Annotated in this window: 24 protein-coding genes; 14 read left to right on the forward strand and 10 right to left on the reverse strand. The window is 70.2% G+C overall.

Annotation, left to right across the window (positions count from 1 at the left end; translation table 11 throughout):
- Positions 1–16: 16 nt before the first annotated feature.
- Together IO36_RS13215 and IO36_RS13220 are read right to left on the reverse strand one after the other, a co-directional pair.
- Entirely contained in the window at positions 17–385 is a 369-nt protein-coding gene (locus IO36_RS13215; protein ID WP_037619669.1) for a VOC family protein, read from the reverse strand.
- A 187-nt stretch (positions 386–572) separates the two neighbouring features.
- Entirely contained in the window at positions 573–1,064 is a 492-nt protein-coding gene (locus IO36_RS13220) for a hypothetical protein (RefSeq protein WP_051900378.1), read from the reverse strand.
- Between the two features lie 304 nt (positions 1,065–1,368).
- On the opposite strand from IO36_RS13220, the gene IO36_RS46800 reads away from it, so the two are divergent.
- The 4 genes from IO36_RS46800 (at position 1,369) to IO36_RS13240 (ending at position 5,853) form a co-directional block, all read left to right on the forward strand.
- Positions 1,369–1,629: a hypothetical protein gene (locus tag IO36_RS46800; RefSeq protein ID WP_037619671.1), complete on the forward strand. Its 261-nt coding sequence runs from the start codon at positions 1,369–1,371 to the stop codon at positions 1,627–1,629.
- Between the two features lie 12 nt (positions 1,630–1,641).
- Positions 1,642–2,019, forward strand: coding sequence for a hypothetical protein (locus IO36_RS46805; RefSeq protein WP_037619672.1), 378 nt, complete (start codon positions 1,642–1,644; stop codon positions 2,017–2,019).
- 372 nt (positions 2,020–2,391) lie between these two features.
- Entirely contained in the window at positions 2,392–4,332 is a 1,941-nt protein-coding gene (locus IO36_RS43050; protein ID WP_051900379.1) for a caspase family protein, read from the forward strand.
- A gap of 144 nt (positions 4,333–4,476) precedes the next feature.
- Entirely contained in the window at positions 4,477–5,853 is a 1,377-nt protein-coding gene (locus IO36_RS13240; protein WP_158997326.1) for a tetratricopeptide repeat protein, read from the forward strand.
- An 87-nt stretch (positions 5,854–5,940) separates the two neighbouring features.
- Here the strand turns inward: IO36_RS13240 and IO36_RS13245 are convergent, their stop codons facing one another.
- Complete coding sequence (locus IO36_RS13245) at positions 5,941–6,549, reverse strand: hypothetical protein (RefSeq protein ID WP_037619676.1); 609 nt, start codon at positions 6,547–6,549, stop codon at positions 5,941–5,943.
- A gap of 547 nt (positions 6,550–7,096) precedes the next feature.
- Between IO36_RS13245 and IO36_RS13250 the strand changes: the two genes are divergently transcribed.
- Positions 7,097–8,752 (forward strand): ricin-type beta-trefoil lectin domain protein, encoded by a 1,656-nt coding sequence (locus tag IO36_RS13250; protein WP_245173274.1) that lies wholly within the window; start codon positions 7,097–7,099, stop codon positions 8,750–8,752.
- Positions 8,753–9,046: 294 nt separating this feature from the next.
- Here the strand turns inward: IO36_RS13250 and IO36_RS13255 are convergent, their stop codons facing one another.
- The gene (locus IO36_RS13255) at positions 9,047–9,985 is read right to left on the reverse strand and encodes a LysR family transcriptional regulator (protein ID WP_037619679.1); all 939 of its coding nucleotides are present in this window, start codon (positions 9,983–9,985) and stop codon (positions 9,047–9,049) included.
- Between the two features lie 187 nt (positions 9,986–10,172).
- On the opposite strand from IO36_RS13255, the gene snpA reads away from it, so the two are divergent.
- Positions 10,173–10,868 (forward strand): snapalysin, encoded by a 696-nt coding sequence (gene snpA, locus IO36_RS13260; RefSeq protein WP_037619681.1) that lies wholly within the window; start codon positions 10,173–10,175, stop codon positions 10,866–10,868.
- 549 nt (positions 10,869–11,417) lie between these two features.
- Positions 11,418–13,001 (forward strand): D-alanyl-D-alanine carboxypeptidase/D-alanyl-D-alanine endopeptidase, encoded by a 1,584-nt coding sequence (gene dacB / locus IO36_RS13265; RefSeq protein WP_078943164.1) that lies wholly within the window; start codon positions 11,418–11,420, stop codon positions 12,999–13,001.
- Positions 13,002–13,155: 154 nt separating this feature from the next.
- Here dacB and IO36_RS13270 read toward each other — a convergent pair whose 3' ends face one another.
- Complete coding sequence (locus IO36_RS13270) at positions 13,156–13,599, reverse strand: MarR family winged helix-turn-helix transcriptional regulator (RefSeq protein WP_245173255.1); 444 nt, start codon at positions 13,597–13,599, stop codon at positions 13,156–13,158.
- A gap of 148 nt (positions 13,600–13,747) precedes the next feature.
- Between IO36_RS13270 and IO36_RS13275 the strand changes: the two genes are divergently transcribed.
- The 3 genes from IO36_RS13275 (at position 13,748) to IO36_RS13285 (ending at position 16,192) form a co-directional block, all read left to right on the forward strand.
- Complete coding sequence (locus IO36_RS13275; RefSeq protein ID WP_051900382.1) at positions 13,748–14,713, forward strand: SMP-30/gluconolactonase/LRE family protein; 966 nt, start codon at positions 13,748–13,750, stop codon at positions 14,711–14,713.
- Between the two features lie 148 nt (positions 14,714–14,861).
- Positions 14,862–15,446, forward strand: a complete 585-nt coding sequence (locus tag IO36_RS13280) for a sigma-70 family RNA polymerase sigma factor (RefSeq protein WP_037619685.1) — start codon at positions 14,862–14,864, stop codon at positions 15,444–15,446.
- Positions 15,443–16,192 carry an anti-sigma factor gene (locus IO36_RS13285; RefSeq protein WP_037619686.1) on the forward strand — a complete coding sequence of 250 codons (750 nt, stop codon included), beginning with the start codon at positions 15,443–15,445 and terminating at the stop codon, positions 16,190–16,192. The genes IO36_RS13280 and IO36_RS13285 overlap by 4 nt, the downstream gene beginning before the upstream one ends.
- Positions 16,193–16,255: 63 nt before the next feature.
- On the opposite strand, the gene IO36_RS13290 is transcribed toward IO36_RS13285, so the two are convergent.
- From IO36_RS13290 to IO36_RS13310, 5 genes are all read right to left on the reverse strand, one after another.
- Positions 16,256–16,732 (reverse strand): fasciclin domain-containing protein, encoded by a 477-nt coding sequence (locus IO36_RS13290; protein ID WP_037619920.1) that lies wholly within the window; start codon positions 16,730–16,732, stop codon positions 16,256–16,258.
- A gap of 135 nt (positions 16,733–16,867) precedes the next feature.
- Positions 16,868–18,490, reverse strand: coding sequence for a molybdopterin-dependent oxidoreductase (locus IO36_RS13295; protein WP_051900453.1), 1,623 nt, complete (start codon positions 18,488–18,490; stop codon positions 16,868–16,870).
- Positions 18,491–18,699: 209 nt separating this feature from the next.
- Positions 18,700–19,059, reverse strand: coding sequence for a hypothetical protein (locus tag IO36_RS13300; protein WP_037619687.1), 360 nt, complete (start codon positions 19,057–19,059; stop codon positions 18,700–18,702).
- Between the two features lie 268 nt (positions 19,060–19,327).
- A complete protein-coding gene (locus IO36_RS13305; protein WP_037619688.1) occupies positions 19,328–20,275 on the reverse strand; it encodes a M28 family metallopeptidase in 948 nt (315 codons plus the stop codon).
- Positions 20,276–20,580: 305 nt separating this feature from the next.
- The gene (locus tag IO36_RS13310) at positions 20,581–22,191 is read right to left on the reverse strand and encodes a glycoside hydrolase family 26 protein (protein ID WP_037619689.1); all 1,611 of its coding nucleotides are present in this window, start codon (positions 22,189–22,191) and stop codon (positions 20,581–20,583) included.
- A 350-nt stretch (positions 22,192–22,541) separates the two neighbouring features.
- On the opposite strand from IO36_RS13310, the gene IO36_RS49150 reads away from it, so the two are divergent.
- The 4 genes from IO36_RS49150 to IO36_RS13325 all read left to right on the forward strand — a co-directional run bounded on the left by IO36_RS49150 (position 22,542) and on the right by IO36_RS13325 (position 25,859).
- Positions 22,542–23,306 carry an ABC transporter substrate-binding protein gene (locus IO36_RS49150; RefSeq protein ID WP_342455114.1) on the forward strand — a complete coding sequence of 255 codons (765 nt, stop codon included), beginning with the start codon at positions 22,542–22,544 and terminating at the stop codon, positions 23,304–23,306.
- 15 nt (positions 23,307–23,321) lie between these two features.
- Complete coding sequence (locus IO36_RS49155; protein WP_342455116.1) at positions 23,322–23,825, forward strand: extracellular solute-binding protein; 504 nt, start codon at positions 23,322–23,324, stop codon at positions 23,823–23,825.
- 61 nt (positions 23,826–23,886) lie between these two features.
- Positions 23,887–24,858 carry a carbohydrate ABC transporter permease gene (locus IO36_RS13320; RefSeq protein WP_078943165.1) on the forward strand — a complete coding sequence of 324 codons (972 nt, stop codon included), beginning with the start codon at positions 23,887–23,889 and terminating at the stop codon, positions 24,856–24,858.
- 53 nt (positions 24,859–24,911) lie between these two features.
- The gene (locus tag IO36_RS13325; protein ID WP_078943166.1) at positions 24,912–25,859 is read left to right on the forward strand and encodes a carbohydrate ABC transporter permease; all 948 of its coding nucleotides are present in this window, start codon (positions 24,912–24,914) and stop codon (positions 25,857–25,859) included.
- Positions 25,860–25,929: the final 70 nt, after the last annotated feature.

Below are 25,929 nucleotides of genomic sequence, written 5' to 3' on the forward strand. Positions count from 1 at the left end.
TGCCCCCGCTACGGGGTCACGAGGCCGGGATCGGCTGGGTGAGGTTCAGGGGGTTGCCGTCCGGGTCCATGACGTGGACGACGCGCTGTCCCCACGGCATGTCGTTGGGGCCGCCGCGGACCGTACCGCCCAGCGCCGTCACCCGGCCGAGCGTCTCTTCGACGTCGTCGACACCGATGCTGAGCACGACCCGCGGCGCCCCCGCGGCCTCCAGGTCCGTCCTCTTCACCAGCCCTAGGTCGGTGTCGCCGATGCGTAGACCGACGTAGAAGGCGGGCCCTTCCTCGGGCACCCGGAAGATCTCCTCGGCACCGAACAGTTTCGTGTAGAAGCCGAGCAGGACGTCATGGTCGGCGGTGATGATCACGGGCTGGATGGTGGACATGGCGCTCCTGTCGAGAACGGTCGTGACGCCTGGTAGACCGTTCGAGGACGGTGAACTCATCGACGGAACCACCTTGCCGGAAGAACACCTCTGTCGCCGTCCGGCTCCGCGGGCGCCGGATCTGCCGGGAGAGCCTGGAAGGGCGTGCAAGGGCCCGCCAGGGCCACACAGCGGGAAAAGCCGTGGCTCACCGCCGGTGCCGGAGACTGGCATCGGACGATGCGGATCCTGCATCTCTCGGACACCCATCTGGACCGGTCGGGCCTCGGTCCAGCACCTTGGCGCGGAGGGGCTTCTCCGGTGTGTAGACGGCGCCCGGCTCCACCCCCTGGTCGAAGCCGCACACCGCGACCCGGCGCTCGGGCATCTCGTCGTAGGAACGGACTTGCTGTACGCGGCAGTTGGAGGGAACGTCCGCGTAGCCGAGCCCTCGGGTGACGGAATAGGTGATCCACATCTTGTCGACCGGCACGGTGGTCTTGTTCGTGACGACGACGGGCAGGTCGAAGGTGCCGCCCGGTTTCACCCCGTCGACCGGCTCGAGGCCTCCTACGAGCAGTTCGCCGTCGTTCTCGTCGCCGAAGGCGGCGGGAGCCCCGGCCAGTGCGATCAGGCCCGCGGCACCCAGGGAGGCGGCAGCGGCGCGGACGGCACGACCGTCGCGTGGAGGTATCGGCATGACGGGATCCTCTGATGCGGCGCGGGCAAACGGACGGTGTCCTCAAGGAGAACAGCCCTCAGCCGAATTGACTCCCGGCGAACTCGAACCGTTGTGATCCTGCTGCTCTACAGCACCGCCCTCTCGTCCGGCAACCGCGCGAACCCGGAATCAACAGGACGAAGCGGAACGAGCCGAACCTGAGCTGTGCTCAACATCATGGCGCAGAGTCACAGGTCGATTACAGGCCTCGCACTCTGCGATCTCCTGGCGCCGTCATCCCCCAGACTGACCGATCTCCGCACCGATCACTGGGGGCACGCCGATGACCTACAGCCGGAACCCTTGTCTCACCGCACCACTCGCACCCGACCGGCCCCGGCGGCACAACTCCCCACCGATCAAGGCGCTGTCGGCACTCGTGCCCGTTGCCGGCCTCTCGTCGCTCGCGTCGTCCGGGCCGCTCGTGCCGCTCGCGCCGCTCGTGTCGCGGAACCGGACCGGTCTCGCCCTGGTGCTCCCGGCCCTCGCTGCCGCGGCACTGTCCGCGCTGCTCGGCACAGACGCCACCCGGATCGGCAAGTAGAGGGAGAGCACGATGCAACGACACCTCGCGACCACCACGGCCGCCACGATGCTGGCCGGTGTCCTGACCGCCTGTGGAACCGATTCCGGTTCCGGGGCCGGCACGGCGTCGCCGTCGGCTGCCGCCGCCGGCAGCATCTACGCACGCTGCCAGGCGCAGGAGTGGCCCAGGCCGATGCCCGACCTGGAGGGCCGGCCGTTCGACCCGCTGGGCAAAGACCTCATGTGCTTCAACCACATAGAAGCCATGGCACCGGACGGCCATGACGTGATGGCCGACCCGGCCAACGGGCTGGACGCCTGGACCGTCAAGTCCAGCGATCCCGGCCCCGGCGCCAAGGTCCGCATGACGACACCCATCACGCTCCAACTCCGGCCGGCGGGCGGGTGACGCCGGGCCGTCGCCCGGTGACGATAGGGGGTCGTAGCCGGGCAACGGCCGGGCGGTAGTGAGTCCCGACGTGTCGTTCTGTGTCGCCCCACAGTTCTGGCCGCACAGTTCACGGGGCGAGTTCGGGGGCATGATGAGCCGACAACGAGAACTGCCGCTCGCCCGATGGCGGGCAGCGGCCGAGAGCAATCCGGGCGTGGTCTCGCCCGGGGGCGACATGCTCGGGTCGCCCCTGCCGCTGGCGCGGGCGGCACTGAGGGGCGTGAAGTCGAGAGCGGACCGTCCGGCATGACGGCCGCCACAGACGGCGCGCGGCCGGATGGGCAGGAGCCGCGCCGCTATCTGATCGCAACGGCTGTCTCTCGCTATCCCATGCGTCCCGACTGGGACCGGCCTGGACGCGTCCAGGCCCGCGAGCGGATCATCGACCTCTTCACGAGGCGGCTCGGCTACCGGCACGAGAGCGCATTGGGCATCAACCCAACGGCAGACCAACTGCGCGATCATCTGCGTGCCTTCTGCTCCTCGGCCGAGCGCCGTGAGGACGACCTGGTCGTCGTCTACGTCTCGGGCCATGGGGAGGTCCTCGATGGCGGCGGCAAGCACGCACTGATGATGTCGGATACCGACCCGGCCGACCTCTCGCACACCTCCCTGCCGACCGCGGACCTGGTGCGCCTGGTTCGCGGCAGCCGATTCCGTCGGCTTCTTCTGATCCTGGACACCTGCTGCTCCGGGCACGGCGCCAACGAGGGCGTCACCACAGCCCTCGCAGGCCTCGGCACCCAGTGGGCACCGGGTACGGCCGGTGCAGAGCTGGTGATCATGTCGTCCGCCCAGCCCGACCAGCAGGCCGTGGCCGGCGTGTTCCCCTATCTGCTCCGCCAAGCCGTGAACAGCGTTGTCACGACGGGCAACAGCCCGGACCCGCTGTCGGTGTCCGCCGCGGTGCAGCACATGAACGACCACCCGGGCAGGGCCGCCTATCACCACATCGGCCTGACCCTGCTCGGGCCGACCGGCGAGGCGCCCGGCTTCCTCACCGTTCCTCGGCACGGCGAGCGCGACGCCGGTCAGGGTCCGGGGCGGCCCATCAGCCAGTGGAGTCCACACGACCTGGAGGTTCACCCGGCGGGGATCACCCCGAGCGTCGAGGCCGGCTCCGGGAAGCACAGGCTGTCCGGCTATGTGCCGCGCGACCACGACCGTGTGCTGTCCGACCTGGTGCGCAGCGCCGGACAGGGCCACAGCAGTATGGCCGTTCTGGTCGGCTCGTCGTCGACCGGAAAGACCAGAGCCTGCTGGGAGGCGGTGCAGCCGCTCTCCGAGAAGGGATGGCGGTTGTGGCATCCCTTCGACCCGACCCGGGCAGCAGCCGCACTTGAGGAGTTGCACTGGGTCGGACCGCGCACGGTGGTGTGGCTGAACGAGACCCAGCACTACCTGGGCGACCCGCGATCCGGCGAGGAGATCGCGGCGGCGCTTCACACCCTGCTCGTGGACCCCGGGCGTGGCCCGGTCCTCGTACTGGGGACCCTGTGGCCCGAATACGCCCGCCAGTACGCCGCACTGCCCGAGCCGGGCACACCCGACCCGCACAGCAGGACCCGGGCCCTGCTCGCAGGCCGCACGCTCACCGTCCCTGACACCTTCGACACCGCCGCCCTGGCCGCCGCCAGGGGCCTCGCCGAAGCCGGAGACGGACTCCTGACCGACGCCCTCACCCGCACATCCGCCAGCGGTCGCCTGGCTCAGGACCTCGCCGGCGCGCCCGCGCTGCTGCGCTGCTACGAACACGGCACGCCCGCGGCGAGGGCGGTGCTCGAAGCGGCGATGGATTCCCGACGTCTGGGGCACGGCCCCTTGCTCCCCTACGGTCTCCTGGCAGAGGGCGCCGAGGGCTGTCTGACGGACGAAGACTGGGACGCCTTGGCCGACGACTGGCTGGAGGCGGCCATGGCCTACCTCACAGCCCCCGTCACGGGAGCCCAGGGAGCACTGGTTCGCAGGCGTCCTCGCGGCCGCGGCCTGCCCGCTGCAGCCGCAGACGGCCTCCCCCGCTACCGGCTGGCCGACTATCTCGAACAGCACGGCCGCCGGACACGCCAGGACGAACCCGTGTCAGCCGCCCTGTGGCAGGCGCTGCTCGTCCATGGGGACGAGACCGGATTCCTCGCGCTGGGCGAGGCGGCGCAGAACCGTGGCCTCTTCCGCATCGCGGCGCAGTTCTACGCGCGGGCGGACGGCGGCGCGGAGAACCTGGCCCGGCTCCTGGAAGACTGCGGGCGGTACGAGGAGGCGCGTCCTTGGTGAATCCGTCGAGCCACGGAGGTGGGCGGAGGTTTTGCCCTGTCCTACGTGACTCGGTCGGCGTCCGACGCCACCGCCGATCAGGCGGAGGAGATCCTGGAATGGTGGTGGGAGGAGGCTTCGAAGGACCCTTCGCAAGGAGCGGACTTGAGCGAGCTCATCCACCGTCTCGGCCCGGAGAGCGAACCCAGGGCACACCTGTGGTGGCGCCGTGCCGCGGAGCAGGGACATGGGCAGGCCCGGCAGATCCATGTCGACCACCTCGAGCGGACCGACGGCCCCGAAGCCGTGCTGGCCTGGCACGAGGACCAGTGCGCGAACAACCGATGGCATCGGCACACGGCGGCCGACCTGTACGTGCAAGAAGGGCGCACCCGCGAGGCCGTGGCGTTGTTGGCGGATTCCGCCGAGGACGACGTCGACACCCATCTGAAACTCGGCAAGCTGCTTCTCGACTGCGGCAGGGACGACGAGGCGGTCGAGTGGCTGACCAAGGCTGCCCTTGACCTGCCGGGGTACACCGGCAGGTCGGCCGTGCAGACACTGTTCGACGCGGGGAGGGACGGAGCGGCGCTCGAATCCCTGGCGGCCGCGACCGACAGGAACGGCAAAGCAGCAAAAGTCGCCGCCCAGTTGCTCGAAGGAGTCGATCGCAAGACGGAAGCTGTCGACTGGTGGCGGCTTGCGGCCTCGACGGACGATCCGGACTCCTGGGACCTGCTCCAGTACGCGAGATCGCTCGCCGAAATCGGGGAGCTGCCGGAAGCAGTCCTTTGGTACCAGCGTTCGATCGAGGCCGGTGAGCGGCGCACCTTCGAGGCCGTAGAGCCGTGGGAAGAACAACTGCTGGCCTCTCAGGGCAAGTCCGCTGCGGATCTGACGCGGTGGCGCCTCACCTACGCGGCGACCACCGAACTTCTGGGCAAGCCGTTGCGGCGATGGAGCGCGCCGCTCGAGGAGAAGCTGGCCTGGCTGTTCGAGCTCGTCGAGCGCGGCCACCCGAGCGCCATGACCTACGCCATCAGCCGTCTGTGCGGAGCGGGGCGCGAACAGGAAGCTCTGGAATGGGCGTTGGCGCGCGCGGAACAGGGCGATGACCGAGCCCCCCGTGAAGTCGCCGAACTGTACGAGAAGGCCGGCGAGCTGGACCAGGCCCTGCTGTGGTGGGAGCGGAGCGCGCAGGAGACCAGCTTCGGACGCGCCGGACACAGCGCGGGCGGACGCGCTCTCAGGGACGCTGGCCGCCTTCAGGAGGCCGTCACGTGGTTCCGTCGGGCGACCGAGGCAGGTGACGTGGATCTCCTGTGGGCCACCGTCGAGCTGTACGAACGTGTGGACCGTCGCGGGGAGGCACTGACGTGGTTGTGGCAACTCGCCGTTCGCGGTTGGCCGTTCTGCGTGCGCCTGACCGCCGACCTCCTCGAGCGGAACGGCAAGGGCCAAGAAGCCCGGCAACTACGCCTCTACGGCTGGGAACCGGACGGATCCACCGCCCCCGCCTGGCCGGCTCCCTCACCCGCCTGACCCGTCGAACGGCCGAGCCCGGCCCCGGCGATCCGCAGTCGCCCTCACCGCAGTGACGGCAGTTGTCCGCACTCGGGGCGAGGTGGGTCAGGGCGCGCCGAGCGCCGTACGGGCCGCACCAAGGAACGCTGTGTGGGCAGCGGTGTACCGGCCGGCTGCGGCGCTCGGGTCCAGGGCCGCTCGAAGCGCCTCGGCGGTCGTGGTGACCGAGTCGGGGCCTTCGAGGCGTACGAGGTTGAGTGCCTCGGTGACCGGTGGCAGCGCGGCCTGGTAGCGGTCGCGGCAGCCCGTGGCCTGGTGGCTGCCCAGCGCCTGCTGCCACTCGCCGAGGAGCTGGGCGGCGTTGTCCGTGACCGCGAGGAAGGCGGCGTAGGCGGCTCGGCGGACCTCGCGCTGGGCGGCGAGTGCCTGCGCTGCCAGGGTCCGGCTCGCGACGTCGAGCTGCGCGTCGGCCTGCAGGCGCCCGGCCTCCCAGGCGGCGTCGGCCTGACGGCGCCCCGCCTCCCACGCGGCGTCCGCCTGCCGCTGGCCGGCCGCCCAGGCAGCGTCCGCCTGCCGGGCGGCCGCGTCGACGGTGCTCTGCGCCTGCCTGCGTGCCGACGCCGGCGTGAACCAGCCAGTGACCACCCCGCGAGAGAGCGCGCCGGCCACCGCGGCCCCCGCGGCGATCCATGCCGTCATCACGTCATCGGTCATGCCGTCCCCCGCACCACAACTGATCGCCTCTCCCGTCGTGCTCCAGGTCAGCGACGCCAACCATGCGCCCGGGAAGCAGGGTTGACCCGCACAACCGGGACACAATGCCGCGTGACGGGCAGGATCTCACCTCCGCGACAGGTGGCACAGGAGATCGGCCGAGAGGGGCCAGGACACAGCCTTGACTGCATTGGTCCGGTCCAATAGCGTCACCCCGCACAGAAATCCACACGGCTCAACATCCACCGGCCGTCACCTGCACCGATGACGTGACCGCCGGTCGAGTGACAAGAGTCCGGCCGCCAACTACGGGCCTGCCGCCGCACGGCAGCCCAGGGGCCGGTCTTCGCCCTGTTCGTCGTCATCCAGATCCGCAAGGGCGCGTGCGCGGCTCACCGTCGGTGGAGATCACCAGAGGTGACACAGCGGGACACACACGGTCATGCCCTGTCCTCGGAGGTCAAGACACATGCAGTTATCCGTTGCAAAGCCGCGGCACGGCCGGTGGAAGAGAGCGCTCTCTCTCATTCCCGTCGTCTTGGCCACGGTGGCGGCCACCGCCACCGCGACACCGAACGCCCAGGCCGCGGTACCCCCCACCCCCTCGGGCTTCACCCTCACCTGGAGCGACGACTTCAACGGCGCGTCCGGCACGGGCATCGACCAGAGCCTGTGGAAGTACGACACCGGACCGGGTAGCAACTTCGGCACCGGTGAGATCGAGACCATGACCAGCAGCACCTCGAACGTCTACTACGACGGTCAGGGTCATCTGGTGCTCCAGGCGCTGCACTCGGGTTCCGACCCGCGGGCCGGATGGACCTCCGGCCGGGTGGAGACCCAGTCGGCGGGCTTCGGTGCCGCGGCCGGCGGCGTCGTACGCATCGAGTCGGTCCTCCAGCAGCCCAACGTGAACACCGCCAACGGCGCGGGCTACTGGCCGGCGTTCTGGATGCTCGGCGCGCCGCTGCGCGACGGTGTGACCTGGCCGAAGTCCGGCGAGGTCGACATCATGGAGGACATCAACGGCCGCAGTTCCGTGTTCAGCACCCTGCACTGCGGGGTGAACCCGGGCGGTCCGTGCAACGAGTCGACCGGCATCGGCTCGGGTGAACGCGCCTGCTCCGGCTGCCAGACCGGCTTCCACGACTACGCGGCGGAGATCGACCGTTCGGTGTCGCCGGAGCAGATCCGGTTCTACCTCGACGGGAACAACTTCTTCACCGTCAACGCCAACCAGGTGGACGCGACCACCTGGGCCGACGCGGTCGACCACCCGTTCTTCATCATCTACGACCTGGCGATCGGAGGCGGCTTCCCGGATGCCTTCGGCGGGGGTCCGAACGCCGCCACGGTCTCCGGCGGCAAGCTGGTGATCGACTCGGTGGCCGTCTACAACAAGGGGCCGGGCTCCGGAGGAGGTGGCGGCGGCGGTTCGGTGAGCGGCCAGACGATCACCGGTCCGGGCGGCAAGTGCGTCGACGTGGCCGGTGACGACACCGGCGGCGACGGCAGCGCGGTGCAGCTGTGGGACTGCCAGTCGGGGGCCAAGGACCAGCACTGGACCTGGAGCGGCCAGACGCTCCAGACCCTCGGCAAGTGCCTGGACATCGCCGGCGGCAACAGCGCCGGGGGGACGAAGCTCCAACTCGCCAACTGCAACGGCGGCGGCTACCAGAACTGGGTGCGGCAGACGGACGGTTCGCTGCGGAACCCGACCAGCGGCCGGTGCGTCGACTCACCGTCGGGCGCCACCGCCAACGGCACGCGGCTGCAGATCTGGGACTGCAACGGCTCCGGCGCCCAGAAGTTCGCCATCGGCGCCCCGATCTACGGACCGGGCGGCAAGTGCGTGGACGTGGCCGGTGACGACAACGGCGGCGACGGCACCGCCGTCCAGCTGTGGGACTGCCAGCAGGCGACCTCCCTCGACCAGAAGTGGACCTGGAGCGGCCAGACCCTGCGGACGCTGGGCAAGTGCCTGGACATCGCCGGTGGTGCCAACGCCAATGGCACGAAGCTCCAGTTGGCCACCTGCAACGGCGGCGGCTACCAGAACTGGGTCTCCAACGCCGACGGTTCGCTGTCCAACCCGACCACCGGCCGGTGCGTCGACTCACCGTCGGGGGCCACCGCCAACGGAACCCGACTGCAGATCTGGGACTGCAACGGCTCCGGGGCCCAGAAGTTCGCCCTGGCGTGAGCGGATCCCCTGTCTCACGGGCACCGGTGCCTCACCGGCTCGCGTGAGCCGGGGCCGTCCGTGACGAAGGGCCGCACCCCGACCGGGTGCGGCCCTTTTCGCGTGGTGTCGGTGAGCACACGTCGAGGGTGCGCCGCACTGGTGGGACACACACGGGTGGTGTCAGCACCGGGGTCGGCACGCTCGCCGGGTGCGCAGCACTCGTAGGACAGGCACGGCAGGTGCACAGCACGGGGGCACACACACTGCGGGTGAGCAGCACCGCCCCGTGCGGCCACCACTGCCGACAGTGCCCTACTCCCTCGATCCCGAACGCTCCAGCCACGCCCGGTACGTGGGCGCCTGGCGGGCCACCTCCCAGTAGGCGTCCACCAACTCCTCGTAGCCGTGGTCGAGTTCGGCCTCGGAGCGGGCGGCGAGCAGCAGTCGCACCCCGATCGGGTCGCCGTGCAGGGGGCGGGCCACGACGTCGGGGCGCGGCAGGGCGGTGGGCTGGCTGACCGTGACGACCTCGCCGGTGGCGGCCAGGGAGTACGCCGTGAGGTAGTCGCCGTGCAGCATGTCGGGTTCGATCCCCGCCTCGCGCAGGACCCGGCAGAGGCCGTCCCATTCGCCGTCCACCGTGGAGTCCACCATCCACTGGTCGTCGGCCAGGTCTGCGAGACGCACCTCGGACCGCCGGGCGGCGGGGTGATCGGGGGCGAGCGTGACGAACTGCGGTTCGCGTTCGACCAGGACGCGCACGCAGAGCCCGGGCGGGACGCACAGGGGACTGCCCTCGACCTCGTGCACGAAGGCGAGTTCGAGCCACCCTCCGGCGACCATCCGCAGCAGGGAGTTCGCGGACACATCCATCCGCAGGGTCGGGTCGGTCCGGGGAACGCGGGCGCGCAACCGGCGCAGCCAGCCCGGCAGGGCACGGCTCGCCGTGGCACCGATCCGCAGGGTGTGCTCGTCGGCGGCACGGGCCACCGCCGCCCGCGTCTCCGTCACGATCGCGGCCAGTTCGGCGACGAGGGGTCTGGCCCGGCTCAGCACGGCGTGGCCCAGCGGCGTGGGACGGCAGCCCGCGCCTCCGCGGACGAAGAGCGGCGCGCCGAGAGCCTGCTCGATGCGACGCAACTGGGCGCTCAACGACGGCTGGGCGACACCGAGTTCACGGGCGGCCTTGTGCAAGCTGCCCGAGTCGGCGATCGCGCACAGGGCGCGTAAATGCCTCACCTCGAGCTCCATCCGGGAAGGGTAAGTGAGACCCCACAGGACACACCAGATGTTCAAATCGCTACGAACGCAGACGAGTTGGTCCGGGATAGCTCCGCGCTATCCCCGATTGCCATTACCCGCGACCCCATAGACCTCCGCGACACTCCTGCTGAACCAATCGTTCACCACCCCACACGAACGAGTAGGAGCACCCCCCATGTTGTCCTCCCCCAGGAAGTCGAAGACGTCCAGGAGACTCACGGCCCTCGCGCTCGGTCTCGGTCTGGCGTCCGCGGCTCTCGGTACCGCCGGACCGGCGAGCGAGGCGCCGGCCCCCGAGCACACGGCGGCGTCCACCGCCGTCACCACCGCCCGCTACGCGGGCTCGGCCGAAGACACCTCGAACACCAAGGCGTTCTTCGACGCCGTGCTGAAGTCGGTGGCCAAGAAGCAGGCGGCCAACCCCTCGCTGGCGTCGGTCACGGTCTACTACAACGCCTCCCAGGCGCCCAGCTTCCGCTCCCAGATATCGAGTTCCGCCTCGATCTGGAACAGCTCCGTGTCGAACGTCAAGCTCCAGTCGACGTCGAGCGGTGCGGACTTCAGCTACTACGAGGGCAACGACTCGCGCGGGTCGTACGCCTCCACCAACGGCCACGGCGGCGGCTACATCTTCCTGGACTACGCGCAGAACCGGCAGTACGACTCGATCCGGGTCACCGCCCACGAGACCGGTCATGTGCTGGGTCTGCCGGACCACTACAGCGGTCCGTGCAGCGAGCTCATGTCGGGTGGCGGCCCGGGTACGTCCTGCACCAACCGCTACCCGAACGCGGCCGAGCGCTCCCGCGTCAACCAGCTCTGGGTCAACGGCCTCGCGAAGGCCATCGCGAAGCTGAACAAGACCCCCTGACGCGGAGCCCGGCGCCCATTGCGGGCCGGGCCGAACGATCCGGTGCGGGCCGTGGCATCACGCCACGGCCCGCATCTCGTGTGGGCGCCCGTTCGGTCAACGACGCCTCAAATGCTCAAGAACGCGCCCCGTCGCACAGAAGAACGCCCCGTCGCCCAGGTAGTACGCCCGCCTGGCGCACGTGCGGTCCACACGACACACGTACGGCCCCCATCACGCCCGCGCGGGGCGCGCTGCATCCTCTGGCACCCACACCCGAGCGCCGTACGCGAGTCCTGTACGTGCGTTCCGTACACGTGTTCCGTACACGCGTCCCGTCCCGTCCCCTCCCGGCCCGCCGGCCGGCCGGCCGGCCGGAGCGACGCCCCTCCCGTCGCCGGCGATCGACCGACTGGATGACGTTCCTCGCCCACGCTGCGACCCCGGCGCCGATCAACGAAGCGTTCGTGGTTCGTTTCCCTACGATGCGGCCAGGAATGCCCCGGCTCGTCCCGTGTCATTCGGACCGGTGCGCAGCGGGCTCCCTCGACTCCAGAAATGACGGAACGCATGAGACCGATGATCTCTGGCCGGCTGCGGACCTGGTCCGCCGCCGGTGCGACACTCGTGGCGCTGACGGGAGCGGCCGCGGCCGGTCCCCCGGCGGCGGCGCACGGCGACAACCTCGGGCCCGCCATCGAGGCGATCATGCACAAGGCCCCTTACAAGCACGCGCAGTGGGGCGTGCTGGAGACGGACCCGGCCAACGGGCGGGTGATCCACTCCCAGTTCGCGAACCAGTTCTTCGTCCCCGGCTCGACGGTCAAGCTGGTCACCATGTCGACCGCCTGGCGCACCGTCGGCCCGAACCACCGCTTCACCACCCCCGTGATGGCGACCGGCACCCGCACCGGCTCGACCCTGCACGGGAACCTGGCGCTGGTCGCCCAGGGTGACCTGACCATGGGCGGGCGCACCAAGCCCGACGGTTCGGTGGACTACACCGACATCGACCACACCGAGGCCGCGATCCCCGGCGCGACCCTCACCCCCGAGAACCCCCTCGCCGGCATTAACCAGATCGCCCGGCAGATCCGCAGGGCCGGCATCACCCGGGTCGACGGCAACGTCATCATCGATCCGCGTCTGTTCAACCTCCCGGATCTGGACCCGCAGCCCACGCCGCTGATCCTCAACGACAACCTGATCGACCTGCTGACGACCCCGACCACGCCCGGCCGGCCCGCGAAGCTGTTCTGGCGTCCGCAGGTCGCGCCGTACCAGGTGACCTCCACCGTGCGGACGGTCGCGCGCGGCGGGACCACCTCCGTGAACGTGACCACCTCGCCCGACGGCACGAGGATCCGCCTCTCCGGCACGATCGCCGCCGGTACGCAGCCGCTGCTGCGGGTCTCGGGCATCCAGGACCCGAACGCCTTCGGCCGCACCGCGCTGATCGAGGCCCTCGCACGCGCCGGTGTCACCGTCAGCGCCCGTCCCACCGGCCCCAACCCGCAGAAGCAGCTGCCGGCGAACTACCGCAACGACCCGCGCGTCGCCGCGTACGTCTCCCCGCCCTACAGCCAGTACGCCAAGCTGATCCTCAAGGTCAGCCACAACCTCGGGGCCAACCTGGCCCTGTGCAACATGGCCGTCGTCCGGGGCAGCAAGAACTGCTTCGACGCGTTCCCGATCGAGCACGACTTCCTGACCAGGGTCGCGCACATCGACCCGAAGCAGTTCCAGCTCGCCGACGGGCGCGGCGGCACGCCGGGCGAGCGGGTCACTCCCAGGGGTCTCGTCGAGCTCCTGACGTACTGGCTGCACACCCCCGACGCCACGGCCTTCCGCAGGCTGCTCCCGATCCTCGGTGTCGACGGCTCGAACGCGATCTCCTGCACGAACTGCCCGGCCAAGGGCAAGGTCTTCGCCAAGCCCGGCACGATCATCGCGGCCGACGAGCTGAACCAGGAGCTCGCCGCCACCGCGCAGAACGAGGCCGGCTACCTGCGGACGAACGACGGCCGTCTGCTGACCTTCTTCGTCGGGGTCAACGGAGCCGCGACCAAGGACATCAACAGCTTCATCAGCATCTTCAACGACGTCAACCAGATCACCGCCCTCCTCCAGGAGCAAGCCTCGGCCCGCTACTAGCGCACCCCCGAAGGCTCGGTGAGAGCTACGGTGACAGGGACGCCCTGACGCCGGGTCTGCTGACCCGGCGTCAGGGCGTCCCTCGCGTTGTGGAGGTACGACGGGTGCGGCCCCGCGGTCCGGGCAGGACCCGGGCGGCACGACGCACCGCCGTTCAGGGGCGTTCCCGCTCCAGGACGGCCACGCACCGGCCGAGCAGGGCGACGAGTTCGGCCCGCTCCGCGTCCGTGAACTCCGCCGCGAGCGCCCGCTCCACCCGCACCGCCCGCGCGTCCGCGTCGGCCATCACGGCGCGGCCCTCGTCCGTGAGCCGGGTCTCCAGGACGTTGCGGTGCCACTCGTGCGGGGTGCGCTCGATCAGGGCGCGTTCCTGGAGGTTCTTCAGGACCGTGTTCATGGTCGGCGGGGTGACGCCGCACAGCCGGGCGAGGGCCGCCGCGCTGATGCCGGAGTTGCCCGAGAGGTGGAGCAGCGCGGAGTACTGCGCGACCGTCAGGCCCGCCGGCTTCAGGACCGCGCTCTTGGTCGCGCCGAGAGCCTGTTCGGCCCGCTTGAGGTGGGAGCCGAGGCGCTCGGAGGCGGGCATGGACGTCGTCATCTGCGCATGTTAATGCCCTTCCCGCACGTCGAGCCCGGCCGGCCCGGGGCAAGTCATTAATGCATTGACGATCATTAGAGCTCTAATCTAGATTCTGGTTCGTCATCCAGTGAGTACCCGAACCGAGAGGCATACCGTGTCCCGCTCGATGAACCGCCGTACCTTCCTGACCGCCACCGCCGCCCTGGCCGCGACCGTTGCCGCGCCCCAGGCGCACGCGGCCACCGGGCCCCGGATCTCGGTCGCCTTCACGCTCCCCGACGACCGCGCCTACCCGGAAGGCATCGCCCTCGATCCCCGCACCGGCGACGTGTACGTCGGCTCGTACACCAACGGCGCCGTGTACCGCGCCGCCCGTGGGAAGCACGCCGCCGAGGTGTTCCTGCCGCCGGGCGCGGACGGGCGGGCCACCGCCAACGGGCTCAAGGCCGACCGGCACGGACGGCTGTGGGTGATCGACTCGACCGCCGGGGTCGACGTCTACGACCTGCGCGACCGGTCCCTTGTGGCCCGCTTCGCGGTGCCGGGTGACGCGCCCCGCTTCGTCAACGACCTGGCCCTCGGTCCCGACGGCACGGCCTATCTGACCGACAGCACGCGCGCCGTGATCTATCGCGTCACCGCCGCCGAGGTCTCGCGCGGGGTGCGCGGGACCATGACGCCCGCGTACGACCTGAGCCGGGTCCGGGATCCGCAGCAGCCGGAAGCCTTCACGCTCAACGGCATCGTCGCGGATTCCGGCGGACACCGGCTGTTCACCGTCGACATGACCGGGGGCGGCCTCTACCGGGTGGACGTGGCCACCGGGGCCGTGGCGCAAGTCGCCCTGACCGGCGGCGACCTGCGTGCCGGCGACGGACTGGAGCTGGCTCACGGCACGCTCTGGGCCGCGCAGAACTCCGCCAACACGATCAGCCGCTGGCGGCTGTCGCCGGACGGACTCTCGGCCCGCCTGGAGCGGCGGTTCACCGACCCCGCGCTGCAGATACCGACCACGCTGGTGCGCGACCGCGGGCGGCTGCTGGTCGTGCGGTCGCAGTTCGACAAGGGCGGCCCGATGGGCCCGGGTGTGCCGGAGACGCCGTTCACCGTGGCGCGGGTGGACGGGATCTGACACCCGCGGCTCCCGCCCTGGCCGTCGGCGTACCCCCCTTCTCCACGGGACGGCCTCCCGGAGCGGACGGCCCCGACCAATCCGCCGCTCGTGCAGCTTCGGATTATGCGTGAATGGTCCGGTCTGTCTCGCACGCGGGAGAAACGTCGTGAAGGAACCAGTACACATCGGCAGGCATCCGTCCCCGAAACCGGACCTGCAGCGCCTGTTGCACGAGGTGGCGCTCGGTGATCAGGAGGCGTTCGCCACCGTCTACGACGCCGTGGCCGGTTCCGTTCTCGGTGTCGCCCGGGCCGTTCTGCGTGATCACGCGCAGTCGGAGGAGGTGGCGCAGGACGTGCTGGTGGAGGTGTGGCGTACGGCACCGCGCTACCGGCCCGAGCGGGGCACGGCCATCAACTGGATCCTCACCCTCGCCCACCGGCGCGCGGTGGACCGGGTCCGGTCGGTGGAGGCCGCCGCCGCCCGTGACACCAAGGCCGCCCAGCTCGAGCATCAGCCCGCGTACGACGAGGTGACCGAACAGGTCGAGAGACGGCTGGAGCAGGAACAGGTACGGCGTTGTCTGCGCACGCTGACCGACTTGCAACGGCAGTCGGTCACGCTCGCCTACTACCGCGGCCTGACCTACCGGGAGGTCGCCCACGCACTCGCGCTGCCGCTCGGGACCGTCAAGACGAGGCTGCGCGACGGGCTCATCCGGCTCCGTGACTGCCTGGGGGTGACCGCATGACCACGACGGACCTGCACGCTCTGACGGGCGCCTACGCGGTGCACGCGCTGCACGGCGAGGAGCGTGCCGCCTTCGAGCGTCATCTGACCGGGTGCGAGACGTGCGCGCAGGAGGTCGCGGAGTTCACGGCCACCGCCGGACGTCTGGCCCTGGCCTCCACGGTGTCCACCCGCCCGGTCATGCGCGAGCAGGTACTGCGGCGCGTCACCACCGTGCGGCAGGTGCCGCCCGGTACCGCACCGCTGGAGCGGGTCCGGCGCGGGATGCGGCGCGGACGGGGTCCGGCCCGGTGGGCGCTGGCCGCCAGCGTGGCCGCCGCGGCCGCTTTCGGCGGGGGCGCCGTATGGCAGTACGAACGTGCCCAGGACGCCCGGCACGAGACGGCCGAGGCGCAGCAGCGCGTCGCGGACGTCGCGGGCGTGCTGACCGCGCCCGACGCCGCGTCGCGTTCGGCGCGCGTGGCGGGCGGTGCGGGCACGATCGTGGTCTCGGCCGACCGCGACCAGGCCGTGTTCCTGGGGTCCGGGATGGCGGCTCCCCCGGCCGGGAAGGTGTACCAGCTGTGGTTCGCCGACGACGGGAAGATGCGCTCGGCCGGTCTGATGGACCCCGACCGCGGTAGTCAGACGGTCCTCCTGAAGGGAGCGGTCGACGACGCCTCAGCCGTCGGCATCACGGTGGAGCCGACGGGCGGATCGAAACAGCCGACCTCGGAACCGGTCGCCCTGCTGGGCGTGCCGACATGACGATGCGGGTGGGGAACCTCTTTGTGGAGGTTCCCCACCCGCTGTTTCTCGGCGGTGCGGGCGTCAGTTCGGGGGCATCAGGACGGTGTCGATGATGTAGACGTTGGCGTTGGCGGTCTTCACGTTGCCGCAGACGACCTTGGCGGAGTCGTTGACCGTGTACGACTCACCGGAGCCCGAGGTCGTGAGCTTCGACTTCTCCAGGGTGGTGAAGGAGCCGTTCTCCAGGTCCTTCGGGGTGAGCTTCTGGCCGACGACGTGGTAGGTGAGGATCTTCGGGTCCTTGGCCATGCCGTCGAAGGAGCCTTCGCCGCTCTTCGGAACGGAGGAACAGGCGGGGCCGAAGGGCTGGTCCATGCCGGCGGCGGCGGTGCTGCCCGAGCCGGTCATGTCGTCGCTCTTCGTCGCGGACGCCGCCGGCTTGGCGGAGGAGTCGGAGGCGGTCGAGTCGCCGCTGCCGCTGGAACAGGCGGTCAGGGCCAGAGGCAGCACGGCTGCGGCGGCGAACAGGCCGGTGGAGCGACGGATACGGGTGTTCATCATGTTCTTCTCCTGTTGAACGACGCAGCACGATGCGGCTGCGTTCGGGGTGTCGCGGACATGTGGTTCGTGGGGCCGAAACGCCCAAGGGCCAGAGGCGGAGGGCCGAAAGGCTCAAGGGCCGGAGACGGAGGGCTAGTCGACGGTCACGACGACCGAGTGCCGGCCACTGGCGCCGTCGGGGATCGTGCGGGTGCGTCGGACGGTCTGGACGGCGCCGGTGCGGTCCCGGGCCCGGACCGTGAGCGTGTGGGTGCCCCGGGTGGCCTGCCAGGGAATCGACCACTGACGCCAGGTGTCATGGGTGTCCTCGTCGGCCAGCCGCGCCTGCCGCCAGGGCCCGTCGTCGACGCGTACCTCGACCGCGTCGATGCCCCGGTGCTGTGCCCAGGCGACGCCGGCGATCATCACCGTGCCGGCCGCGGGGCGGGCGAAGGGTTTGGGGGTGTCGATGCGCGACTCGGTCTTGATCGGCGCGCGGCGGGCCCAGCCGCGCTTGACCCAGTACGGGTCGTAGGCGTCGAAGGTCGTGAGCTCGATGTCCTCGATCCATTTGCAGGCCGAGACGAATCCGTAGAGCCCCGGCACCACCATCCGCACCGGGAAGCCGTGTTGGAAGGGCAGCGGTTCACCGTTCATGCCGAGGGCGAGCATCGCGTCGCGGCCGTCCATGAGGTCCTCGACCGGGCTGCCGATGGTCATGCCGTCCACCGAGCGCGCCACCAGCTGGTCGGCCGGGCCTCCCCGGGACGGCGGCTTCACGCCGCACTCGGCCAGCAGGTCGCGCAGGGGAACGCCGATCCAGCGGGCGTTGCCCACATAGGGGCCACCGACCTCGTTGGACACGCAGGTCAGCGTGATGTCCCGTTCGATCAGTTCCCTGCGCAGCAGGTCGTCGAAGGAGTAGGTGGCCGGTCGGCGTACCCCCTTGCCATCAACGCGCAGACTCCAGCTGGTGGCGTCCACCTTCGGCACCACCAGCGCGGTGTCCACCCGGTAGAAGTCGCCGTTCGCGGTGATGAAGGGACTGATCCCGGGGATACGCAGGCCGGCGCGCCGGGGTACCGGTGGCGCGGGCGACCGGGGAGGGGGCAGAACGATGTTCCGACGCGAGGAGACCGCGTCCTGGCCGCGCGAGGCGTTCAGCGACCGGCCGAGGGCGCCGACGACAGCCGAGGCCGCCGCGGCGGAGGCGGCCACCAGGACGAATCCCCGCCGGTCCCAGCCCTCGGACGCGGGTGAATCCTCACCCGCTTCCCGGGTCCCGGGATCCGGTGCCGGTGCCCGCTTCGCCGTCGTCAGACGGCACACCAGTACGTACAGGAGCAGTGCCCCGGCCACGGCCCCGACGACGGACGGCAGCGCGTCGGCGGGGCCGGTGGAGTCGGGCCTGCTGACGGCGGCAACAGCCCCTACTACGCCGAAGAGAAGGACCCCTGCGGCTCCGGCTCGCCGGAACCGCAGCGCCAGTACACCCAACGCCAGCGCGAGGACGGCCAGCACGCCGAGGATGCCGAGTTGCAGGACGAGCTTGTCGTCGGTGCCGAAGTTGCGCACCGCCCAGTCCTTGACCCCGGCGGGCGTCGCGTCGATGGACGCACCGCCCACCGCGACGACCGGACCGGCCTGCGGCCGCACCCCCGCCGCGACCAGTTCGGCCACCGCGAGCGCGGCGAAGCCGGCCAACGCCCCGCTGAGCACCCCCAGCGCCAGACGCGACAGCCGTACTCGCTGATCCTTCTCTCCAACGTCCCTCACGCGGGGAATCCGGTTCAGCACCCGCGGGCGGATTGGTCCTTCACCGGATCAGGCGAAAAGAGCCGCAAAACCAATCCGGCACGCATTCCGCAACGGATTACCCGGTTGGGCTGCTTCCGGTCATCGCGGTCACTGCCCCGTGCGCCGGAACAAGCCTTCGCCCGCCGTCGCTGAGCTCCGGCGAGCGAAGGACGCACGTGCGGGTCGGGTCAGTCCCAGTGCCCGTCGGTCCAGTACCAGACCCAGTGACCGGGAACGTAGACCCACGTGTAGCCGTTCTCCCAGTAGCTGTGGTGCCAGTGACCGTGGTGGTCGCGGTAGCCGTGGTGCCACGACCGGTGGTCGGTCCACCTCTTCTCCCAGTGGCCCTTGACCCACTTCTTCTCCCAGTGGCCCTTCACCCAGTGGTGCCCGCCGTGATCCACGTGCTGGCCGGCCACGGCAGCGGGTGCGGACGTGGGCGCCGATGCGGACGCCGTGCCCGCCACGCCCAGGGCAGCACCGCCTGCCAGGAGTCCGGTCGCGGCAGCACCGGCCACGAGTCGGTGAACGCGAGTGAGCGCTCTCATCGAGAATCCTCCTCCGCGGAAAGGGCGACTCTCCGTCGCCTCTTGACTGTCAGAAGGAATCCGAAGCAGCACCCTCGACCAGATTGCCCGTTTTAGGAAGATTCTTACTTTGGTGATCCTGGGGTCGGACAGGGACGGGTGACCCGGTCGGGCGCGGACAGGGCTCGTGGGACCCTGTCCGCGCCCGCCGGGCGTCTCACGGGGAGCGACCGGGCACCTCCCGGGGCCCGATCGGTCGCCGCACCGGCGGAGTGCCGGCGCCCAGCGTCTACGCCGAGAGCGACCACACCGCGTACGCCAGCGCGTCCGCGTTCCGGTTCAGGGCCGTGTCGTCGATGTTGGACGACGTGTCGCAGGACGAGTGGTAGCAGGCGTCGAAGGCCTTGCCCGCGGTGCCGCCCCACTTCGCGGCCTGGGCGGACGTCTTGATGTAGTCGGCGCCGCTGAACAGACCGCCGACCGGGATACCGACGTTCTTGAAGGGCGCGTGGTCCGAGCGCCCGTCGCCCTCGGTCTCGATCTCCGTGGAGACGCCGATCCCGGTGAAGTACGTCTTGAAGGTCTTCTCGATGGCCGCGTCGTCGTCGTAGACGAAGTACCCGGGGTTCGGCGAGCCGATCATGTCGAAGTTCAGATAGCCGCTGATCTTCGAACGGTTCGCCGTGGTGAGGTTGTTGACGTAGTAGCGCGATCCCACCATGCCCAGCTCCTCCGCGCCCCACCAGGCGAACCGGAGGTGCTTCGTGGGCTGGTATCCGGTCCGCGCCACGGCGAGTGCCGTCTCCAGCACGGCCGCCGAGCCCGAGCCGTTGTCGTTGATGCCGGGGCCCGCGGTCACGCTGTCCAGGTGGGAGCCGGCCATGACGACCTGCCCGGTGTCACCGCCGGGCCAGTCGGCGATCAGGTTGTAGCCGGTCCGGCCGCTGGAGGTGAACTGCTGGACGGTCGTGGTGAACCCGGCGGCGTCGAGCTTGGCCTTGATGTAGTCGAGGGACGCCTTGTAGCCGGTGCGGCCGTGCGCGCGGTTGCCGCCGTTGGCCGTGGCGATCGACTGGAGCTGGGCGAGATGGGCCTTGACGTTGGCGACGGGGATGTCGGGTGCGGCGGCCGCCGCGGCGGGGGCGGGGGCCGCCCCGGTTATGGAACCGCAGGTGAGCAGCGTGACGGCCGCGACGACGGCGGTCGCCGAGGCACGCCCGGAAAGGGAGAGCTTCATGTGGGGGGCTCCGATTTCCAGGGAATCCGGCGGAGTTGTTGCTGCGATACGTGGGGTCTCCGGGATTCCAGAGTGAATGGGGTGCCTGGATGGTGAAGGTGGGACTGACTTACCGTCAAGAGCACTATCCGGTCACGGGCGTTCGTATACCGGCCGCTAGACCGCCTGGCCTGCGTTCACGTGCGTTCACCTGCCGGCCGAGGCGGTGTCCCCGGCTTGCGGTCGCGCTGGGCGCCATGGGGCCGGGACGTCCCCGGCCACCCCCTGGTGCCGGGGTCCGCCTTGCGCGGCGGACCCCGGAACGGTCAGGGCGCGGTGTAGGTGAAGGCCTGGCTGGTGATCTGTGAGGTCTGGCCGGCGGGCTGGTAGTCGAAGGTGTACGAGAGCGTGTCGTGCGCGTTCAGCGGAACCGGCTTCTCCCAGCGGTTCGCCGAGGCGTTCCAGGTGAGGAAGTAGTTGGTCTGGGCGCCGCCGTTCACGCGGTAGTGGACGGTGACGAACGTGGCGGTGAAGCCGGTGGGCTTGAACCACACGACGGGGTTGGCGCCTTGGGTGACGCCCTGTGTGAAGCCGGCCGAGGAGGGCGGGTCGGTGGGGGTGGGCGTGGGGGTCGGAGTAGGGCTGGGCGTGGGCGTTCCGGTGTCGCCGCCGCCCGGCGTCGTGCCCGTGCCGCCGACCCACTGGGAGCCGCGCAGTTCGTTCAGGAAGCGGTCACGGATCGTCGGGTCCGCCTGGATCCGGGCGTCACCCCAGTACCCGTTGGAGCAGCCGGTGCCGCCGGCCGCGGCCCCGTCGGCGCACTGCCACTGCGTCTGGGCGTCCCAGTCGGTGTTGATGTACGCGGCGGCGCGGATCACGTCGCGGTTGGCGCCGATCCAGGCGAAGTAGGGCTTGTACCACTCGTTCCAGATCGTGTCCGCGCCGGCGGCGACCCGGTTCTTGCGCATGATGCAGCTCTTGGCGTGTCCGCCGTTGTCGTAGCCCTGGGGCGAGGACTCGGCGACCATCACCGGTTTCCCGTGCCCGCGCGCGAAGTTAAGGACACGGTCCTGAAGCGCCGTGGGCGAGGTGTCGTAACTGCTGCATCCCCACTGGGTGGTGACCGATCCGCTGCCGTAGAAGGCCGACAGTCCGACCCAGTCGACGTACTGGTCACCGGGGTACCAGGTGTCGTAGTGGGCGGAGTCGGTGACGACGTAGTTCCACTCCGGGTGGTCGGTACTGGTGTTGAGCGGCCAGGCCGCGGCCTGCCACACGGTGGCGACCTTGGTGGCCCCGAGGGCGTCGATGCGGCCCTTGATGTAGGCGAAGGCACGCTTGTAGAAGTCGGCGCTGTAGCAGTTCCACGGGCCGTCGAACTCGTAGCCGATGCGCAGGTAGACCGGGCGGTTGTAGCCCTTGAGCTTGTTGACCATCTCGTCGACCTTGGCGCGGTACCGGGTGACGAGGCTGGGGTCGCCCGCGGTGACGTCGCTGTCGGAGGTGCCGATGATGGCGCGCAGCGGCTGGTTGTTGCAGCCGCTCGTGGCATCGGACAGATACAGGCCGACGGCCAGGGCCGCGTTCGGGTACTGGGCGAGCGTGCCGGCGAAGTCCACTGTTCCGGAGCCCCAGTTGGCGGGGCTGTTCATGCCGGCCAGGGGTTCCGGGCTACCGCCAAGGACCATGTTGGTGTAGAGCGTGACACCGCCGGGCGTCGGGGCGTCGAGCGAGGACTGGTCCAGCACGTCCCGTTTGTAGTCGGAGAGGGTGTCGCTGTCCTGGCCCATGAGGGCGAGGACCTTGCCGTCGGCCGGCAGGTCGCGCGCGGCGACGGCGGTCTGCGTGGTGCCGGAGGCCACTCCGAGCGAGCCGAGGGTCGCGGCCGCCGTCAGGCCGGCGAGCAGCAGCCCCGCTCGTCTTCGCAACGTATGCATTCAACTCTCCCTGGGACGGGTCGATGTGTCGCCCGGCATCGTGCGGACCCTCGAAGTCGCCGTCAATGAATCACGTAAGTTTCGAAGAATTCGGCAGGTGGCGGAGCCGAAGTCGAAAGTCGGAGGCATTGGGCGTTCGCGGCGGAGCCCGGTAAGTCGGCTTCCCAGAGCGGTCGGTGGAGGTCACGCCGAGGTCGCGGATTCACGAAACTTCAACGAAACCATTGACCCTCAGTTTCGACGGACGGCACGTTGTGCGAGCCGCGACGCCGCACCGGCCGTCCTCGCCGGGAGCGCGACGGTCTCCCCCACCCGTTCCCGTCCATCCCCGCTGCCCTCCGGAGGTCTCCATGGGCCCCTCGCACATCCGCCGGCTTCTCGCCGCGGCCGCCGGTCTGACCGTGCTCGTCACCCTCACCGGCTGTTCGTCCGCATCCGCCGGGTCCGGCGGCGACATCACCCTCACCGTCGCGACCTTCGCCGACTTCGGCTACAAGCCGCTGATCGCCGCCTACGAGAAGTCCCACCCCGGCATCACGGTCAAGGAGCGGGTCTCCCAGCTCGACCAGCACCACAACAGCCTCGCCACCCAGCTCGCCTCGGGCAGCGGCGCCGCCGACGTGGTCGCCGTCGAGGAGGGCTACCTGCCCAAGTTCCGTCAGCTGTCGGACAAGTTCGTCAACCTCGCCGACTACGGCGCGCTGCGCCGCAAGGACGAGTACCTGCCCTACAAGTGGTCCCAGGCCACGACGGACCAGGGGAAGTTCGTCCTCGGGTACGGCACGGACGTCGGCGGTCTGGCCATCTGCTACCGCCGCGACCTGTTCCGGCAGGCCGGGCTGCCCACCGACCGCGAGGACGTCGGCAGGCTGTGGCCCACCTGGGACGACTACTTCAAGGCCGGCGACACCTTCAGGTCCAAGGTGAAGGACCACGCGTGGTTCGACTCGGCCGGCAACGTCTTCAGCGCGATGATGAACCAGACCGAGATCGGCTTCTTCGACCGGTCCGACTCCTACGTCGCCGACACCAACCCGGACGTGAAGAAGTTCTTCTCCGCCACGTCCGAGGCGGCCGCCGACGGCCAGTCGGCGAACCTCGTGCCGTTCAGCTAGCAGTGGAACGCCGGCATCAAGCAGGGGAAGATGGCCACCATCACCTGCCCCGCCTGGATGACCGGTCTCATCCAGACCGCGGCCGGCACGGCCGGCGCCGGGAAGTGGGACATCGCCTCCGTCCCCGGCGGGGGCGGCAACTGGGGCGGCTCGTTCCTGACCGTGCCCAAGCAGGGCAAGCACGCCAAGGAAGCCGCCGAGCTGGCCGACTTCCTCACCTCGGCCGACTCGGAGAAGAAGATCTTCACCGGACCGACCGGCTCACTGCCCTCTCTCACCGACGCCCTGTCCGACCCGGCGGTCCAGAACACCCGCAAGGCCTACTTCAACGACGCGCCCACCGGCAGGATCTTCGCCGCCTCGGCGAAGAACCTGCGCCCCAGCTTCCGCGGCACCAAGGACCAGCAGGTGCGCATCCCCTTCGCCAACGCCCTCCAGCTGGTCGAGCAGCGCAAGGAGTCTCCGGCCGCGGCCTGGAGCAAGGCCCTCGCGGACGCCGAGAAGAACCTCAAGCACTGACCGGTCCGCCCGCGCCCTCGGCAGCACCCTCTCCCCCTTGTCTCCGACTGGAGGATCCACCATGACGGTCGACGCCGCCGGTACCGCGCGCACGCTCGCGTCCGCGCCGGAACGGCCCCCTCGTTCCGGGATCCGGCCCCGGCGCGCCGGCCGACTGGTCCCCTACGGCTTCATCGCCCCCTTCTTCCTCGTCTTCGCGCTCTTCGGCCTCTACCCGCTGCTGTACACGCTCTGGGTCTCGCTGCACCGCTGGGACCGGCTGACCGGCGACGGGGGTTTCACCGGACTGGCCAACTTCCGGGACCTGTTCGACGACCCGGACTTCTACACCGCCACCTTCAACACGTTCAGCATCTTCCTGCTGTCGACGGTCCCGCAGCTGGTGCTCGCCCTCGCGGTGGCCTGGCTGCTGGACCGGCGGCTCCGGGCCCGTACCGCCTGGCGCGCCCTCGTCCTCGTACCGCAGTACGTCTCGGTCGTGGCGGTCGCCCTGGTCTTCTCCCAGCTCTTCGGGCGCGACTTCGGCGTGGTCAACTGGGTGCTGGAACAGCTGGGACTCATCAGGGATCCGGTCGACTGGACGGCCGACACCTGGAGTTCGCACCTGGCCATCAGCTGCATGGTGATGTGGCGCTGGACCGGCTACAACGCCCTGATCTACCTCGCGGCCATGCAGGCCGTACCACGCGACCTCTACGAGTCGGCGCTCGTCGACGGCGCCGGCCGGCTGCTGACCTTCCGGCGCATCACGCTGCCCGCGATCCGGCCCACCCTCCTGTTCACCGTCGTCATCTCCACCATCGGCGGGCTCCAGCTCTTCGCCGAGCCGTTCCTCTTCGACCCGCAGGCCAACGCCGAGGGCGGCACCGAGCACCAGTTCCAGACGCTGACGCTGATGCTCTACAAGTACGGCTTCATCAACAACGACGCGGGCTACGCCTCGGCCATCTCCTGGGTCCTGTTCCTGGTCATCGCCGCCGTCGCCGCCGTCAACTTCCTCGTCGTCCGCCGCCTGGGCGGGTCCGCCCGCTGACCCGGTGTCCGGTCTCCGCGCGGAGACCGGTCACCCCGAGAGGAGCCACGCCCATGGCCTCGCCACTCGCCACCGGCGGTCCGCGCCCGGACACCGCCGGCCGCCCGACCGCCGGGGACACCCCCCGGCCGGGCGCCCACGCCTCGCGGCGCTCCGTCCGCAGCGGCGGCGGTCCCCGTCACCACGACAGCGCGGGCCCCCTGGCCTACGCGTTGCTGGCCGCAGTCGTCCTGGCCTCCGTCTTCCCCCTGTACTGGACGTTCGTGGTCGCCTCCCACGGGGACAACTCCGTTCTCGGCGGGGCGACTCCGTCCCTCGCACCCGGGGGCCACCTGTTCGAGAACATCGGACGGGTCTTCGACACGGTCGACTTCTGGAAGGCGCTCGGCAACTCCGTGACCGTCGCCGCCTCCACGGCCGTCAGCAACGTACTGCTGTCCTCGCTGGCCGGTTTCGCCTTCGCCAAGCTCCGCTTCCCCGGCCGCAACGCCCTGCTCGTCGTCGTGGTCACGACCGTCATGGTGCCGACCCAGCTCGGCATCATCCCGCTGTACCTGCTGGTCACCGACATGGGTCTGTACGGACGGCTGAGCGCCCTGATCGTGCCCGCCCTCGTGTCCGCCGTCGGAGTGTTCTGGATGCGCCAGGCCATGGAGGAGAACATCCCCGACGAGCTCGTCGAGGCGGCCCGCGTCGACGGGGCGGGACCGCTGCGCACCTTCTGGTACGTCGCCTGGCCGGGGGTGCGCTCCACGGCCGCCGTCCTCGGCATGTTCACCTTCATGTTCGCCTGGAACGACTACTTCTGGCCCTTGATCGCCCTGCCCCCGGAGAACGGGACCGTCCAGATCGCCCTCAACCAGCTGGCGGCGGGCTACTACACCGACTACACCCTGATGCTCGCCGGTGTCGTGGTCTCCGTCCTGCCCGTCCTGGCGCTCTTCGCCGTGCTGGCCCGCCGCATCGTCTCCGGCGTCATGGCCGGCGCCGTGAAGGGATGAGCACCGGGACGTGAGCAGCCCGCACCGCCGAACCGTCGTACGACGTCAGCCCATCGAGCCCCGAGGACCC

It is taken from the genome of Streptomyces aureus, assembly GCF_000725495.1.
Taxonomy (GTDB): Bacteria; Actinomycetota; Actinomycetes; order Streptomycetales; family Streptomycetaceae; genus Streptomyces; species Streptomyces aureus_B.